Annotated in this window: 9 protein-coding genes; all 9 read right to left on the minus strand. The window is 34.5% G+C overall.

The window, feature by feature from the left end:
- Nucleotides 1–53 precede the first annotated feature (53 nt).
- A complete protein-coding gene (sov, locus tag BMW63_RS04885) occupies nucleotides 54–7,211 on the minus strand; it encodes a T9SS outer membrane translocon Sov/SprA (RefSeq protein ID WP_074721787.1) in 7,158 nt (2,385 codons plus the stop codon).
- 25 nt (nucleotides 7,212–7,236) lie between these two features.
- Entirely contained in the window at nucleotides 7,237–7,818 is a 582-nt protein-coding gene (ruvA, locus tag BMW63_RS04890; RefSeq protein ID WP_074721789.1) for a Holliday junction branch migration protein RuvA, read from the minus strand.
- 93 nt (nucleotides 7,819–7,911) lie between these two features.
- Complete coding sequence (locus BMW63_RS04895; RefSeq protein WP_074721791.1) at nucleotides 7,912–10,200, minus strand: NADP-dependent malic enzyme; 2,289 nt, start codon at nucleotides 10,198–10,200, stop codon at nucleotides 7,912–7,914.
- A 155-nt stretch (nucleotides 10,201–10,355) separates the two neighbouring features.
- Nucleotides 10,356–10,790: a CBS domain-containing protein gene (locus BMW63_RS04900; RefSeq protein WP_074721793.1), complete on the minus strand. Its 435-nt coding sequence runs from the start codon at nucleotides 10,788–10,790 to the stop codon at nucleotides 10,356–10,358.
- A 69-nt stretch (nucleotides 10,791–10,859) separates the two neighbouring features.
- On the minus strand, nucleotides 10,860–12,728 hold the full coding sequence (locus BMW63_RS04905) for a trehalase family glycosidase (protein ID WP_074721795.1): 1,869 nt from the start codon (nucleotides 12,726–12,728) through the stop codon (nucleotides 10,860–10,862).
- The gene (locus BMW63_RS04910) at nucleotides 12,725–13,939 is read right to left on the minus strand and encodes an MFS transporter (protein ID WP_074721797.1); all 1,215 of its coding nucleotides are present in this window, start codon (nucleotides 13,937–13,939) and stop codon (nucleotides 12,725–12,727) included. The genes BMW63_RS04905 and BMW63_RS04910 overlap by 4 nt, the downstream gene beginning before the upstream one ends.
- 106 nt (nucleotides 13,940–14,045) lie before the next feature.
- The gene (locus tag BMW63_RS04915; RefSeq protein WP_074721799.1) at nucleotides 14,046–15,782 is read right to left on the minus strand and encodes an alpha-amylase family protein; all 1,737 of its coding nucleotides are present in this window, start codon (nucleotides 15,780–15,782) and stop codon (nucleotides 14,046–14,048) included.
- Nucleotides 15,783–15,788: 6 nt separating this feature from the next.
- A complete protein-coding gene (locus BMW63_RS04920) occupies nucleotides 15,789–16,715 on the minus strand; it encodes a carbohydrate kinase family protein (RefSeq protein ID WP_074722084.1) in 927 nt (308 codons plus the stop codon).
- A 16-nt stretch (nucleotides 16,716–16,731) separates the two neighbouring features.
- Nucleotides 16,732–18,039: an MFS transporter gene (locus BMW63_RS04925; protein ID WP_074721801.1), complete on the minus strand. Its 1,308-nt coding sequence runs from the start codon at nucleotides 18,037–18,039 to the stop codon at nucleotides 16,732–16,734.
- Nucleotides 18,040–18,136 lie beyond the last annotated feature (97 nt).

The raw sequence follows: 18,136 nt of genomic DNA on the forward strand, positions 1-18,136 counted from the left end.
TGTTGTGCAAATGTAACAATCTTCTATTTAAATATAGTTTAGATTTTAATAAATTAATTCCCAAAATTATATCGAAGCGTAAATCCGGATCGAATATTCGTAAGAGGGAACGAGGTCGAAATTACCGCTTTTGAAAAAGAGTGGTCATAATAGAAAATAGCGGTCAGGTTTTTACTGAAAGCATAATCAGCTGTCAATTTTAAAGACCAAATATTTTGTCCTCCAGCTAACTGATTGTTATCATAATCTAAATACCTAACTATGGTTTGATTATTACGATAAGAGAAATCTGCCTTCATATTAATATCTCCTTTGATGATGCCCGAAGGATTATCTGCTAATCTAGAAGAAAAGATAACATCCTTAAATCGATATCCTAAACCAACCACGTACTCTACCCCTTTTACTTCTGTCAATAAATTATTATCAAAACTCATTGATAACGCTCTGTCTTTCTTGATCTCAGTTAGTATTTTCAACGAACTCTTTAGTTCGAAATCCATTCGAATTAGCGGACTAAATTGCTCCACTAAATTGACATTAGACATGATTGTTTTATTAAAAAAGTTTCCGCTCGCATCAACTCCGTCAGGTGTTTTATCATATTCGAAATTTGAACGATACTGATTAATAGTATAAGATGCCCTGTAATTATGTTGCAGAGAGAAACGTTTAAAATTCCTTTTGAATAAATCATAACGCATCAATCCATTATATTTTACTGCCCAGTTAGGAATAGGTACGCTTCTAAAAATCCCCAAAGAGACCCCTGATGCATCACTTCCTGAATAGGCCGCCATAAAAGCAGGCAATAATACCGCTTGATTATTTTTACCATATCCTAATGGATACCCATCTGCATCACGATTACTAGGATTATTTATATCTATTCCACGTTCAGAAGCTAGTCGGTTTGCAATTACAAGCCTGTTAGTTCTAAAATCATCAAATGCTGCAGAAGATTTTTCGTCGCTTGTAGAAAACGATGTTTTTATCAAGACCGTTGAAACAGAAAAAAGTCCGTATGTATAAGGCGAAAGCGAGTAATACTGACCGTCCAACACATTATATTGTTCCGAATAATTCTGCGAATAAGACCTGTCAGCTGCTAAATCAATTTTTAAATCCGGAAACAAATCTACATTTGCAGTTGCCTTAAACATCTTATTCGTTACCTGAGTAAAATTTTGATTAAACTCCTGATAACTGGTCAGCCAACCATTTTTTGCAGCTTCATATCGCACATCATCTTGACTTCCGAACGTAAAACCTAGTGATGGTCTCGAAGATCCTAAAAACCCAACGCTTGGTGTGTAACCCGGTAAAACGGTACCGCTATTCTCAGTATAATTAATCTGAATATTTTTTACACTAGTCAATACTCCCATTAAACCATCAACAAATTGATTGTTTTGAGCTTGAGATTTCACATTAGTATTCACCACTTTCTGTCCTGGTTTAGGAGCAGCCGCTTTCTGCTTATTTGCTGTCTTAGCCGAATTTCTCGTCAATCCCAAATACTTATAAAGCATGTCCATATTAAAACTTGTATTCAAGTTATTAGAACGTGCGTTCTGAACTGTATTCCCTAAATCTGGAATACCAACATCCTCTAACTGAGAGAATGCATTTGATGATTTTTGCCAGCTATAGTCACCAGTATAAGAATAATTAGCTTTCACAAAACTAAATAACGGAATTTTATTAATTGGAATCTCATAATTTAAGACCAATTGCTGCATGTGTTGATTTGGATTTCCAATATCCCAATAACTATCCCAGATTGTAAAACTATCAATAGGTTCGTTGTCTGCATTCAAATAATTTTTCACAATATTATTCGACGAAGCTGTATAGTTTAATTTCAAAGATTTTGTCAGATTATAATTAAATCCATATTGATAGTTGAATGCAAAATTTCTTCGATACAAAGGATCAATACCAATTCCCTGTACATCTACCTGTCTAAATTGCTGACGGTTGTATTGTCGATTAATGTTAGTATTAAAGGATATGTTAGAAGGCAAATAATTAAAATTAAAATCACTTAGCATTTTCCAATAGTTGCTCTTTTTCAAAAATTCAGTCTTTTTAAACGGCTCAATTGGTTTGGGTTGAAAACTGTAAGCATAATCAACTGATGAGTTCACTTGCTGATCTACATAATCTTCAATTTCAAAATCATGTCGCTCTACTTTGTTATACGATTGAGAGAAGGTGAAATTTTCTGGATCGTAAACATGTTGTTTTTGTTCAGGACTTCTTTGTTTTCTTACTCCAATAAAATTAATACTCATTCGTTTTGTATAATCGATGGCTCTACTTGAAATATTATTTCTTTCAGCAGAGTCTGTAGTATTATCCAACAACTGTTTTAGTTTTATATCTTGATTAAAAGGATCGTATTCCGGAGTAATCGTTTCTTCGCCGATAGCGTAATTAAATGGTAAATTAACGCCCCATTTTGGAGGTAGTAATTTCCCCAAATTAACATTCGTCACAATGTTATATTGTTGAATATCTTCCCGACTTCTTTCGTTTGGCCCTTGTTCCAATGCACCAAAACCAATCGTACTTTTCTTTCCTGTAGCTGAAATTGTGGCAAAATCAGCTAGATTAGAATCGACGTTTAGCACTGCTGCCATCCCTCCTTGGTTATCCATGTCTGCTAAGCGAAGTTCATTGAACCAAACTTCTCCTTTAATATCCTGGTGTGTTTCATTGCTTTTTACACCCACCATCAAAGTTCTAACTAATCCAAAATTAGGATTTCCTTTGATCCCTAATCTTAATTTACTAGTACCATCTCCTTCAGGCCTGCTAGCGTCATCATCTGAGTAATAAATACCGTCTAAAGGCAAGGTACTTAAATCAACACTCATCGCCAATATTTTTAATTGGGTCAATAGTGCCAATGATAAATCGATTTCATTTTCTTCCGGCCATACTGCCTCAGCACTCAACGGAGAACAATTTAACGTCGCCGATGCCGAAGGTACTGTCACTTTCAAAGGAATCTCGATTTGATAAAAATTCTGAGTAAAATCATTTCCAAAACGAATAAACCCTACCATTTGATCATCTCTAAGCGTAGTTTCATTTGGTAATGACTCCGCATGCAAAAACATTTTCAATTTTTTAAATTGACGCATGTCAATACTTACATTTTTAAAAACTGCTCTTGAATCATTAATTTCTAATCCGTCACCTGCAACTCTTAACGACAATGATTGTTCGTTTTGATTGATAATAGTATTATTATTAAACAATTGTTCTCGTTGCACCCCTGGAGGTGTTATATAATTTATAGGACATCTCTGATTGTTTTCCTGAACATTTACTGCTGATACGTCAAATTCTGTTCCATCATCTGCTACATTTGTATCGTTGAAGTCAAGCGTATTGGTATACCTTCTCCATTCTCCTCTTACTAAATCTAAAGCTCCAAAACGGACTGTTACTGCTTGATCAAAGCCAGTCATAAACATTCGCATAAAACGAATCGATCTGAAATCTGAAATATTTCCTATCGTATTCTCCGGTTGCGTAACAGGAATTTTAAACTGAATCCATCTCGAATCAGTTACTTCGCCATTCGCTAATGTTACCTGAGTATCTCTAATATCCGTTATATAATTCTGACCAATAACAGGATTAGATTTCACATCGATGCTATATTCATAATAAGCATTGATCGTATTCATTGTATTATCCCTGTTGATGTCCTCAACATCAGGAACGGTTGACGATCCTCTATTTGGATTATTAATATCTACCACAGAATTCCCGTCAACTCCATTATAATTTTTATAGCGATCGAGTACACTTCCAGAACTATTCAAATAGTAGGTGTAATCATCCGCAGCTGGATCTGGTTCAGAAGCAAAGTTGTTATACACAGCCCCTTCATTGGCATTAGCCAAACCATCTAATCCTACATCCTGATTGGATCGATTATTTACATTGGTATCGAATGCGTAGATTAAAGATTGCGAAGCAGGAACATCTCCCCAGATCGGTCTTGGATTGACCAATATTTGATCTGGCCCAAGTCCGTTTTCATACTGTTTTCTTCCGTCCTTTAAAACATCTTCTGAAATTTCCCCTAAATTGAAATATAGTTTCCCTGAATTAGTTTGAGGAATCGCCCCTTTTCCAACATAAGGATCCATTACCCAAAACTGAATGTATTCCACATTTCCTTGCTCAAAATTAGTAGAATTTAAAGATCGCATGATTCCTCCAAAATTGCCTGCAGGATCTGCCGCAAAATTTGCATTATTATTATATGCTCCTCTTTCAGACGGATAATAACTTAAATCTAAGGTGTTCACAATTTGTGATTGTCCTTGTGCAATATCTGTTAAAGGGTACAGCTCTTGACTGTAGATTCTCCTAGTGGAATTAAATGATAAGTCATCATTTGAAACTCCAGCAGGTTTTTGAGTATAAAATATAGGATCAATTGAATACCAGGACAGTTTTGATCTTTTAAAACCATAACTTAAATCATTGGCATTCGCATTAAAATCATAGGTGCTTCTAGTATTTCTGTCCGGAGTGGACGACAAGCTCCAAGCGTACGCTGAACGCATATCGATCGTTGTTTGAGACCCTTCGAAATCATCCACATAAATAGTTGATTCTCCTTCAAACTGATCCGCTTTTGGTGAATCTGGTTTTAAAAATGCAACTTCTCCTCTTATAGATAGGCTTGACGGTACATCAGTATCTAGATTTGGCAACTTATTCACTAACCTAGTTAAAAAAGGAACTTCTGTAGAAAAATTAGTATTGAAACCAAAAATAGTATTGTTCACAGATTCCTGACCAAAACTTGATTTCTGAGTAAATGGTCTTTCAGACATTTTTAAAAAAGTTCCACCAACCAAAAAGTTATCTGAAATTTTATGCTCCACATTTACACCCATAAACCGTCTGGTTTGCTGACCGAAAATAGAATTGTTTTCTAAAGAGACATTAATTGGCGTATTTGAAGCTTGTAGTGAAGCATCTAAAATTTGCACTCGCCCTAATTGATAATTTACGCTATAATCAACCCCCTCCACTAAAATTCTACCGCCTGCGGTAACAACAACAGAACCTCTTGGTACATTAAACGCTCCAATTGGTATTCCGTCACCTCCCGAGGATTTATACTTTCCTCTTAAGAGAAATTTATTTTTATCACTATCCTGCAAGGCGCCTGATTGTGTATTGCGATACATGTTTCTAAAAACATATTTCTTTTGGTTTGGATTATAAGTGCTGGCATCATCATAATTTTCTCCTGAACCCGTATTGGATAATTTAGAAAACAATAATTCTCCAAATGGTTCTTTGGTTGTAAATATTAATCGCCCATTTTGAGAATCGATTGTAATGCCTTGCATAAAGTCAAAAAAACCGTCCCCACCAGTTTGAGGATCATTATTGTAATTCAATTTATCTAAATTGAATACTTTCAATAATGGTGTTTCTGCAACTCGATTGTCAGGTGTTGGACTAGAAGGAAAGGGAACCAGATTTCCGGCTGCATCTTTTGCTTCAGTGATATAATTTAATGGAGACGGATCTGTATAAAGAATATTGAACCTGAAATCCTCTTGTTTTACCTGATAGGCTCCAGGAATCTGATAAATATTCTTCATCATCAAATTCCAAACTGGGTTTTTAACATTGGTTAAATTGCTCTTCAGCATTTTCAAAATTAAACTTTGAGTAACAATAGCCTGATTGGAAGGAGTAGTACCCGTCACAACCGTTGCATCCACACCATCATTCCCAAACTCTCCAACCTGATACACTTTATCACCAATAGTATATTGATATGCTACCGCTAAAACCTCATCATTGGCTAATCTCTGTTGTAAGGAAATATAACCCAATTGAGCATTAAAAGTATACTCATTAGCATTCAGTTTTCTGGCATTTTCTAACTTTGAATAATCTTGCCCTTCACTTACAGTAACATTAAACCCCGAGCTTGAAGTTACAATTTCTCGAATATTATTGTTCAGCAAACCAGTTCCTGTTAAAATTTGCGCAGGATCGTAATCATTATTTGCGTTGTCCGAAGGAGTGTCAAAAGGATTATTAAATATACCCGTTGAAGGATCTAAAACCACCACCTCGTTATCAGCAATTCCAGATAATTGCCCTTCTCCTAAATCTTGAAGCGCAATAATATTTCTTAAATTATTAGAAGTAGTATTCACTCGGGTTTGTTTGTTGGTCACCCAAATTTCCAACCTTGATATTTGAACTCTACTGTCAATAAACGGGTAATTTTTTAATGAAGAATCGTATTTATTTCTGAAATACTGGGATAAGAAAAAGTGTCTATCATTATCATAGTCCAAAGCAAACATATCAAAATCTTGGATTGTACCTCCACCTTGAGCTACCACACTTTTCGTCTGTGATTTTTGCTCTGAAAAAACACCGGTAACCGTTGTTTTTCCAAATTGGAGTTGAGTTTTCACCCCAAACAAACTTTGGGCTCCTCTAATCAATGAGCTATTTAAAGGCATACTTACATTTCCAACTTCAATTTTCTGAATTATATCATCCTCAGAAGGGGCGTATTCTAATTTAATTAAATTTTGAAATGCAAAAGTAGACTGTGTGTCGTAATTCGCATTTACATTAAGTCTTGTTCCTACTTTACCCATTAAACTCATACTAATCCTTTGATTGAAATCAAAAGATAAATTAGATCTGTTTCTTGGAGAAAAGGAAGGATTATCCTGTTTTGTGTAGCGCATACCTAAGTCCATTTCTACGGATCCTGTCGGTTTAACATCAATCGTGTTACTACCAAAAATAGATTCAAAAAGACTAGAATTAATATAGTATTTTGGCAACAAATCTTTTTTAGCTTCTTCACTACCTTCTTTTTTGCCGTCGATAGCATCAGTTTTTTTCTTGAAATAATCTCTCATAGATTCTTTCAATACTAAATTTTCATACTGTTTTGGCGTTAAAATGATCGGATAATTAATGGAAAACCCATCAACAGAGTTGGTGTAAATATACCTATCTGTAACTGGATCATATGTATAAGCTGACAGGATACTTTGAGGATCTTTTATTTGGACTTTTCCTAAAGAAAAACCTGTTTTTGTAGTGTCTTGAGCTTGCTCTTTTACTTGTGCTAACGACACGGAACCACAAAATAAAACAATCAAAAAAGTACAAATTTTATGCATACAATTCGGGTTTATAACTTTGATTTTATAAGCTTTTTAAAGCTTTCTTAATAATAGATTCCACGGAAGCATCGGGATCTTCTTTTACTATTTTCTCGATAATTTTTTCTGAGGTTTTCCTAACAAAACCTAAAACCTCCAAAGCTGATAACGCCTCATCTCGATTTGTATTGCTTTGTGACATTGAAACTTCATCTAAATCATACAATTTTAGTACTTTATCTTTCAAATCAAGGATTACCCTTTGAGCTGTTTTACTACCAATTCCTTTAATAGATTGTATGGTAACAACATCGCCAGATGCAATTGCATTTGTAATTTGTTTTGGATCTAATGAAGACAACATTGTTCTGGCTATACTGGCTCCAATTCCTGAAACCGAAAGTAACATCTTAAAAATCTCTCGCTCTGATTTTTCAACAAATCCAAACAAAGTGTGTGCGTCTTCTTTAATTTGAAGGTGGGTAAACAATTTTATAAAATCAGCATTTGGGAGCAAAGAATAGGTATGTAACGAGATGTTTACGTGATAACCAACACCGCCACAATCAATAACTACTTCTGTTGGTGTTTTTTCTACTAATTTACCTTGTAAATGTGTTATCATTAAAATGTTTTGTATTTAATATAAATATAGTTGTTTCGAATTAAAAAAAACACTCCGTAATGAAGACGGAGTGCTTTTCAATATCTATTTGACCTATTTATTTTTTTTCTTCTGTTTTTCTTGTGCATCAATAACAGCAATAGTAGCCATATTAACCATTTCTTCAACACTTGCTCCTAATTGAAATATATGCACTGGTTTTCCCATACCTAACATAATTGGACCAATAGAATCTACCTGATTTAATTCTTTTAATAATTTATAAGTGATATTGGCAGAATCAAGGTTTGGAAAAATCAAGGTATTCACTTTTTTACCAGCTAGTTTAGAAAACGGAAACTTTTCTTTTAACATTTCAGGGTTCAAAGCAAAATCAGCTTGAACTTCTCCGTCAATAACCATATCTGGATGATTCTTATGTAAATAAGCTACAGCCTCCCTTACTTTTGCTGCACTAGTATCTGTTGACGACCCAAAGTTTGAAAATGAAACCATCGCAATAACGGGCTCTACACCAAACATTTTAGCAGTTTTAGCAGTCATAATAGCAATTTTGGCCAGATCATCAGCAGATGGATCAATATTGATGGCTGTATCTGACAAGAACATCGGCCCACGTTTTGTTATCATCATATTTGTAGTTGCAGCAATAGATGCACCTGGTGCTTTCTCAATTAGTTGCAACATAGGCTTCACCACTGAAGAATAACTTCTGGTATATCCGGTAACTAAGCCATCGGCTTCTCCCTCATTCACCATCATCGCGGCAAAATAGTTTCTTTCACGCATTAATTTTTGAGCATCCAGCAAAGAGATCCCTCTTCTTTTTCTGGCTTCCCAATACGTATTTGCGAATCTATTTCTTCTTTCGTTCTCTTCATCAATTTTAGTATCGATAATTTCAACTTCGGTTTCAAAACCTAATTCTTTTTTCAGCTCTAGTATTATTTCCATATTACCCAATAGAATGGGCTGCCCTATTCCCTCTTCTAAAACAATTTGGGCTGCTTTTAGCACATCTAGATGATCTGCTTCTGCAAATATGATTTTTTTAGGATCCATTTTAGCTCTATTGGTAATCAATCGAACCATTTTATTATCATTCCCCAATCGGTCTAAAAGCTCTTCTTCATATTTATTCCAATCTGTAATCGGATTTAAGGCAACTCCGGAGTCCATTGCAGCTTTTGCCACAGCTGGAGCAACGACTCTTATCAGTCTTGGATCAAAAGGAGAAGGAATAATATAATCACGTCCAAAAATTAATTTGGTCGCACCATAAGCGATATTCACTTGTTCAGGGACATATTCTTTTGCTAAGGCCGCCAGCGCTCTAACCGCCGCCATTTTCATTGCTTCGTTTATTTTTGTAGCACGAACATCTAATGCACCACGGAATATATAAGGAAACCCTAATACGTTATTTACTTGGTTTGGATAATCTGATCTTCCCGTAGCCATAATAATATCGGTACGTGTGGCTATCGCTAAATGATAATCGATTTCGGGGACAGGATTTGCCATTGCAAAAACAACAGGATTGTCTGCCATTGTCAACAACATCTCCGCCGAAAGAACATTTCCTGCAGAAAGCCCTAAGAAAACATCTGCTCCCTTTATAGCTTCTGTTAGTGTAAATCCTTTTTTATCAGTTGCATACCGTTGTTGTAATAAAGAAATATCCGTTCTATCTTTAGACAAAACTCCGTCTTTATCAAACATAGTAATATTAGCCGGATTAACTCCCAACAGCACGTATAAATTAGCACACGCTAATGCTGCAGAACCTGCACCTGAAATTACAACTTTTGCATTTTCAATTTTTTTACCTGCTAATTCAAGTGCATTTAACAAAGCTGCAGATGATATAATTGCAGTTCCATGCTGATCATCATGCATTACAGGTATGTCAAGCTCTTCAACTAAACGCCTTTCAATTTCGAATGATTCAGGCGCTTTAATATCCTCTAGATTTATTCCTCCGAAAGTAGGAGCTATCGCCTTTACTGTCTCAATGAATTTATCAATATCCTTAACATCTACTTCTATATCAAAAACATCGATGTCAGCAAAAATTTTAAACAACAAAGCTTTCCCTTCCATAACTGGTTTTGAAGCTTCAGGACCAATATCCCCAAGACCTAAAACTGCTGTTCCATTTGTAATAACCGCAACTAAATTCCCTTTAGCTGTATATTTATATACATTATTTACATCTTTCGCTATTTCCAAACAAGGCTCTGCTACACCTGGAGTATAGGCCAAAGACAAATCTCTTTGTGTTGCATATTTCTTTGTAGGGATTACTTGTATCTTACCGGGAGTCGGTTTTGCATGATATAATAATGCTTCTCTTCTCTTACTATTGCTATTGCTATTCATTTACTTAGGTTTTATTCTAGCTTACAAAGATATAAGAGTTGCTTTAAAAAGCAGACTATTCTCCTATTCTTTTACAAAAAAACGACTGTCATTTTGCAGCAAAAAAAATAGCCGCACTAATTTGCAGCTATTTAAATTGGTAATTGTATTTTTAATTATGCTTTTGTCCCACTGATATAAGAATCCAAATGCTGAATTGTTTCTTTTTGTATCTCTATAATAGACTTCACTACATCTCCTATCGAAATAACGCCTAAGACCGCATTATTTTCAACAACCGGTAAATGTCTGATCCGTTTTGTACTCATCAATTCCATACAATAATCGAGATTATCTGTTGGTTTCACCGTAATAACATTTCGCTCCATGATTTCATGTACAAGAGTGTCTTTGGAAGCTTTGTTTTTCAAGACAATTTTTCTAGCATAATCCCTTTCTGACAAAACCCCTCTAAGTAAATTATCTTCAATTACTAAAACAGCTCCAACGTTTTTCTCGCCCATTACTTTTAAGGCTTCATAAACCGTAATGGAAGAAACTATAGAGTGAACATCATTCCCTTTAATGCTTAATATTTGATTTACAGTCATATTGAAAAATTTTAGTTGACTATAAAGTTAAAAAAAATAGTATACAAATGACAGCTTTTTTATAAAAAACTATACTTTAAATAAATCTTCAGGTAAAGTTAGGGAGTTCAATTGAGTTTTAAAATCATCATTCAAAATTTGTAAACCGTATTGATACGATGCATTTACCCACCCAAATCCTTCTTTAGAAATATAATCGAATTCAATCCCTACATTGCCATATTCTGCAAAAACTTTATGTGAACTAGTTTCCAGATTAAATTTTTCAGGAATGGTTCCGTTATATTCTACTGCATTTTTTGTAATCAACCAAAGCCAACGATAAATCATTTCCTGGGCTTTATCCAGATATCCATAATTGATTAAGCCTTCCCATAACAACATTTGATGAGGCGCCCAACCAAAAGGGTAATCCCATTGTCGTTGCGGAACATCTTCAGGAACCCCAGCAATACTCGCTTTTGTACTTCCTGTAATTCCTCCTGATTGAATGAATTGCGGCAAGGCTATTTCTACTAATTTTTTGGCCTGATTTTCATCACATAATCCAGCCCATAGTGGAAAAAAAGTAGTTGCCGCCTCAAACGTAAATTGTTTTTTATTTACAAAATCATAATCAAAGTACATGCCCGCTGCTTCATTCCAACACAATTCATTGATTTTATTTTTACGAAAAGTCGCTTTATTTCCCCAGTCTTGTGATGTGTACGTTGTTCCCTCGGCTTGAAAAGAATCCTCAAAGTAATTTTTGATAAGATAACTGATATCCTTTTCGTATTTATAAAGAAAACTATTGATATCAACTGAATTCAGATTGGCACAGGTATTTATCAAACGGTTTGTAGTGTCATGCCCACTCTCTCTCATGCTACGATCATGAACAAAATAAAGATCAAGTTCATCATCAACAATAGATCTGCTTAAATATTGTTTTTCAAATTCTCTAATAGGCAAATTATACTTTGTGGCATAAGGCGCTAAGATATCGTCAAAATGACCAGGCTCCACCTCAAAAGGCATTCCTACTCCATCTGCTTTGTACCTATTTAACCCTGTAGGTGTCAATCGATTTCCCTGCACCATCCAAACGGTATTGTATTCCAAAATGACAGTTTCAAGATGCTTTTTCAACCACTCCCGACTTACTTTCCTGTCTTTCATTACACTAACTAACAACGAGGAATACAAAGGAGGCTGCGTTCTCGTCAAATAATAGCTTCGGTTTGCATTTAATATTTTACCATAATGAATTATTTGGTATTTGAAGTTTTCGGCAATAGCCATAGCCTTCTCCATTTGACCATCAATCAACAAGCCAACACCTATAAAATAACTATCCCAACCATACATTTCATTAAATCTTCCGCCGGGCACCACAAAAGGAACGCCTTGTAGACTATATACTTTTTGCTCCAGCGCTAATGCTAAAATTCCTGGTTTTGTATTCAAGGTATCCACATAATCGACACTATAATCCTTCGGCAAAACAGCAACTTTAAAATTTTTAAAATCTTTTTCCAAGTCTTTAAAATAAGAAACCCCTACCTCATCCTTTGCAGAAACATAAAGCGTAGGCACTTCATTAGCTGTTTTTTCATCTTCAAGAATTTGGGCAAGCCCTTTCTTGTCGATGGTACGTGTCAATTCATCCCAATAATCCTCACGGATTTTTCTAGAGATTCTCTCAACAGGAGCTTCTTCAACATGAGATAAATCCAACTCATTAACCTTCTGTTCTCGTAGCAAAGCCAGCTCTTGAAGCAAATTTGACAAATGATACGTTCCAGTAATTACCTTTTCTACTTTAGTTTTTTCATCTATCAGCACAAAACGCTTAGGCCCTTTATCCTCTTTGGTAATTTTTTTATCTTGATCAGTATCTTCTTGAAATAATAGTTCCTGAAATACTTTTTCTATATTATTTAGCGTGATTTTCATGATTTAGAAGTAAGTTTTTTTAGAATAAAAAAGGAGACCAATAATAATGACATTGGAATCAAGGTATAATAAAAAGCATTTTCTGGCCCTTCATTTTTAAACAAATAACCAATAACCCTTGACCCTACTGTGCCACCAAGAGCCGAAAAAACAACTATTAACCCTGTCATCGAACTGTGTAATTTATTAGGCAAAGCACTCAAAACAACTGAATTCAAAAGTGGGTAAATAGGCGCTATAAACAATCCCACTAATGGAAATGCAAATCCCATCAAAGGAATATCACTCAATGAATTAATATCTTTTACTTCTAAACCAACTGTTCTTGGAAGCACAAAAACCACCAATAGCATTGCCATGATTATACAAAAAGTCAATACCCAAATCCAATTGATAGACTTAGTAATCACACCAGCAAGAAGCCTTCCTACAGCCAATGAAATTGCTAGAATACTTGCCATCATAATACTGATATTCTCTGGCAGATGAAGCACTTTATCATTAAACGTAGGCAACCATGTCATAATTCCTTGCTCAATCATTACAAATAGAAAAGCACTAATTACAAAAACGATTGTCAATAGTTTAGCAAACAGTTTGAACATTTGTTTAAAATCATCTAATAAGTCTACCCCAGGTATTTCTGTTTGCTTTTCGAATTTGGTAAAAAACAAAAAACTAAACGACAATAGCGAAATAGCAGCTAAAAGCCAGTATACATTAAGCCAAGCATTAGGATCGGTTTCAGAATTAAAAGCGGGGAATAAAAAATAAGCCAAGGCGATTCCTATCATAAAAACACCCTCAATACTACTCATTAAACTATTGTGCTCTTTTTGATTCTCCGTCACAGTTCCTATCAGAGAATAAACAGATACTTTTATCAATGCAAAAGACACCCCGACAGTGGCAAAAAGTACTTTGGCAGCGCTAAATGAATTCCCGAAATACATGGTAACACAAGCAGCTGAGACTAATGCCAAACCAATTAACATTGCCTTTTTATACCCAATTCTAGGCAAGAAAGAGGCAATTAGAAAAGATACAATAGCTATAGGTAAATCTTTAAAAGCTTCCAAAATACTAGCTTGTAATTCATCAACACCATAATTTTTTTGCGCCTTTAGAATAACAATCCCTACACTATTGAGTAGAATGGCAAAAACAAAGTAATTGAGATACATTGCGAGCTTAATGGTACTTTTTTTCATTTATTTAATTTTTTAAGTATTAGGTATTCATGGATATCAATCCCTCCTGGAGTCTAAATACATCTTGATGTTTTACGACTGCAAATTTTTAGATTACATTCTGATATTAAAAACTCATTTTTTTGGTAGTTCCCTTATCTATTTGATCTATCGTAAAATGACAGGTTTTAAGGTCAGCTATTAAATGCGCTACTGATTTATTGTTTGTCCATTTAATGTCAAGGGCATCATCAAGGGCATCATTAATTTCTACTTTTCCTAAAAATGCATCTGAGGTATTTCTTAAACGAATTATCTCTAGCTGTTTCTTTACCACATCTGTTTTTAAGCCTTGCTCTATGTCTTGCATAGTTAATGCTGTACGATTGATTTCCTTATGACCTGCGCTACCACCATTATCGGCTGCTTCATAATTATTTTTCCCAGCAAAAACATCTAAATACCACACTTGAGGTATTCCTGGCATAAACATTTGTATCGCTCTAGCTAAAAGTAACTTTTGCTCGTCTTCACCTAATGCACTAAAAAATGTAGCGTTTACTTGATAATAAGAAATCTTTTTTCCTGAAGGATCATAAAGATTTTTCACGCGACCACCGCGCTCCATGATTGTATTCATAATCCCTTCTATCTCGTCATCTTCTAACAAGCCCTGGTTATAAACCCCATTTACGTCTTTACCTTTTAAATCTAAAACAGGTATTCCGTCATGACAACCAAGCATGTTTACTGTTTTATATCCTTTGGCGATAATTTCTTTTGCCCAACTTAATAAAGCTTTACTCGTTTTATTCTCAATAGTATGAATCGTTAAACCTGGCAAGAAAAAGTCATAAATAGTATAGCCCTCGTTAGCTACTTCATCGTGCAAATGCAAGCCATACTCCGCATGAATTTCAGGCAAGAGTATCAAATCGTTTCTTTGCGCTATTTGTTTAATTCGTTCTAAATATTCCCAAGTACCCGGTTTATTGAAGAAATTTGATTCCCCTACTTGTTTATGTAAATAGGCGAAAGCATCTAAGCGAAGAATGTTGCAACCATAACCACGTAGTTTTTTTAGTGTCTCTTCGTAGAAATCCCAAACTAAAGGCGATGCTGCATTCACATCCATTTGTCCTAAATAAGAACGCTTCTGTTCTATTACTTGTAGAATATCTGCTTTAAAAAGACTCACCTCTTTAAAATCAACAGTTGTAAAATCTTGATCTTTAGCAATAGCTTCATTAATTTTTGCAGTTATAAATAGACTTTGCTCTTCTGATAAACCACTTATATTTTGTAAATCTAAAACTGTTATAGGATTATATGTTATTTGCTGGTAAAAGGTATTCCAATACGGTTGTTCTGTACCATCCGGAAAACGAACTTTTAATACTGGCAAACCAGACTTGCGCATGAATAATTTATGGAGATATTCAGCTTTTGGAATTATAACACCATCCTCATTTTTTACTCCGTTTCCTTCCCAGAACTCATTCCAATTGATAAAGAAATCTTTATATTTAGATTCGTTACCGTATTTAAGTAAATCTTTAAATTGTGGTGAAGCGACAGAAAGATGATTTAAGACAATATCAAATTTAAGTTTAACATTGAGTTCTTCTAATTCAAGTAAGTCGTTTGTGTCTACTAACTCTTTATTAAGATTATAATCAATAATAGAAAACCCCCTATCTAAGTCACTATTAAAAAAAGTAGGCAATACATATAGCAAAGAAAAAACATCCTTAAATTCTGTCATTTTAAGCATGTCTACTGTATCACTGAATTTTCCTCCAATGCTATCTGGATACGCATTAAGCATCACACCATTAGCGATTGTTTTATTATTTTCTTGCATCGTGCTTTATAAAAGTTTAGATAGAATATTAATGTTATCTGGTAAACGCCCAACATTTTGCAGTTTTAAAGCCGCTAATTTTAAAGCGATATCCAAACACTCATCGATAGTTTTTTCCTTAATATAGGCAAATAAAAATCCAGACCAAAAAGCATCACCCGCTCCAGTTGAGTCCATTACTTTGTCAATTTTTATCGCTGGCATTTCTATGACTTCTTTTCCTTTTTGAGATAATTTCACTCCTTTGCCTCCCAATGTTAAGCATACAATTTCTGCACCTTGATCATGAAAAAATTGAAATATAACTTCATGAGGTAGTTCTTTCTCAAAAAGGCGAAGCATATCATCCTCACTTATTTTTATTAACGGGTTGAACTGACAATAGGTTTTGATCACCTTAAGAGCTTTCTTTTGACTTTTCCAGAGTTTTTTAGCATAATTAACATCTATACTTAGTTTACATCCTAAATCATAAGCTTCTTGTGCCTTTTTTAAAATTGTTTTCTGTGCAGGGTTTTTGCTTAATGCAAAACAGGTAGTATGAAATATTTTAGTTTTAGATAATATTTCACTTGAAATTTGCTCTTCATAAATGCAACAATCTGCTTCACGAAAAGGGATAAAATCTGGTGTACCTTCAGACCTAGAAACAAAAATAACACTTGTTGATTTATTATCCAATGTATTAATGTGGCTTGTATTGACGCCAACTTCCGATAACTTTTCAAAAATATAGGATCCAAAACCATCTTTACCAACTGTAGCGACCATTGTAGCATTCAAACCTAATCTTGTTGAGTTCATAGCAACATTAGTAGGAGAACCTCCTAAATACCTATGGTAATCTCTAGTTTCATTAATAAGAACACCTTCTTGATGCCCAATAAAATCTATAAGAACTTCGCCAACACAAAGGATATCTATATTATCCATCTTATTATTTATTGAATTATTCACTTAATTTTTTATTTTCTGTTTTTATAAATAAGGTACAGATTGCACCAATGAGCAATAAAACTCCCGCAAAAGTTATAGCCAATCGAGGATCATTATTTAAGAAATGCTTCAAAATAAATCCAAATGATACATTTTGAAAAATCATTGGTATAACAATCATCATATTAATGATTCCCATATACACTCCATAGCGTTCTTTTGGGATATTGGCAACAACCATTAAATATGGAATCCCCATCATACTTGCCCATGCGATTCCATACCCAATAATTACAACAAAGAATAAATATTGATTTTGTATTACAGGGAAGAATAAAAGAGAAACAGCTCCTAATAAGAGGCATCCAAAATGAACCATTTTAGCGCCATGCTTTTGCGCTAACTTTGCCAAATAGAATGCGATCGAAAAAGTAACTACGAACCCAAATGCCCCGACTAATCCATTCCAGCGAACTGCTTCACCATATCCAATTTTGTCCGAAGGTGTTGTATCCCAAACCGACAAAGCAATACTTTTAGAATTATTCTGCCAATAACACATCATAGCATACCATTGGAATAAGTAGACTAAAAACAGCTGCCACATTACCTTTGGCATTTCTAAAACGGCCTTATAAATATCTACAAAAGGCGAAATAATATTTAATGGATTGGCTTTTATATATTCAATTTCTTCAGCTGTTGGCGGGATTTCAGTAGTTTTACTCATACTCCACCATATAGATGTGATGGACAAGATTGCCCCTATAAAGAAAGAAGCATACATCCAATTGGGTAATTCGCCGGTGTAACCAACAATTATTAACGGGAAAACCCCAATGGATATATATGCTAAAAACTGACCAAAACCTGTAAAAAAACTTTGGGCTTGAAATCCTATTGGTTGCTGTTCTTCATCAAGTGTATCTGCAATAAAAGCGCGATAAGGCTCCATAGCAGTATTGTTCCCAACATCTAATATCCATAATAATCCAGCTGCCATCCATAGTGAACTGCTAAAGGGAAACAAAAATAAAGCAATACTACAAACCATTGCTCCTATGAAAAAATAAGGCTTACGTCTTCCCCATCGTGGATGCCAGGTTTTATCACTCATAGCTCCTATTATAGGTTGAACTAATAAACCCGTTAAAGGTCCCGCAAGGTTTAATAAAGGAATTTCATCTGGGCTTGCATGCAAAAAATCATAAATAGGATTAACGGCACTTTGTTGTAATCCAAAACTATATTGGATCCCGAAAAAACCAACATTCATATTAATTATCTGCCAAAAAGTAAGTTTTATTTTCGGTATATTCATTGCACTTAACTGGTTAATTCGTTTTTTTTCTGGTTATAATATTTAAATTTAATTTTAAAATTGCCAAATAATTGAATTATTAAAACAAAAACGTTTT

Source organism: Flavobacterium frigoris (assembly GCF_900111075.1).
GTDB classification, from domain to species: Bacteria; Bacteroidota; Bacteroidia; order Flavobacteriales; family Flavobacteriaceae; genus Flavobacterium; species Flavobacterium frigoris.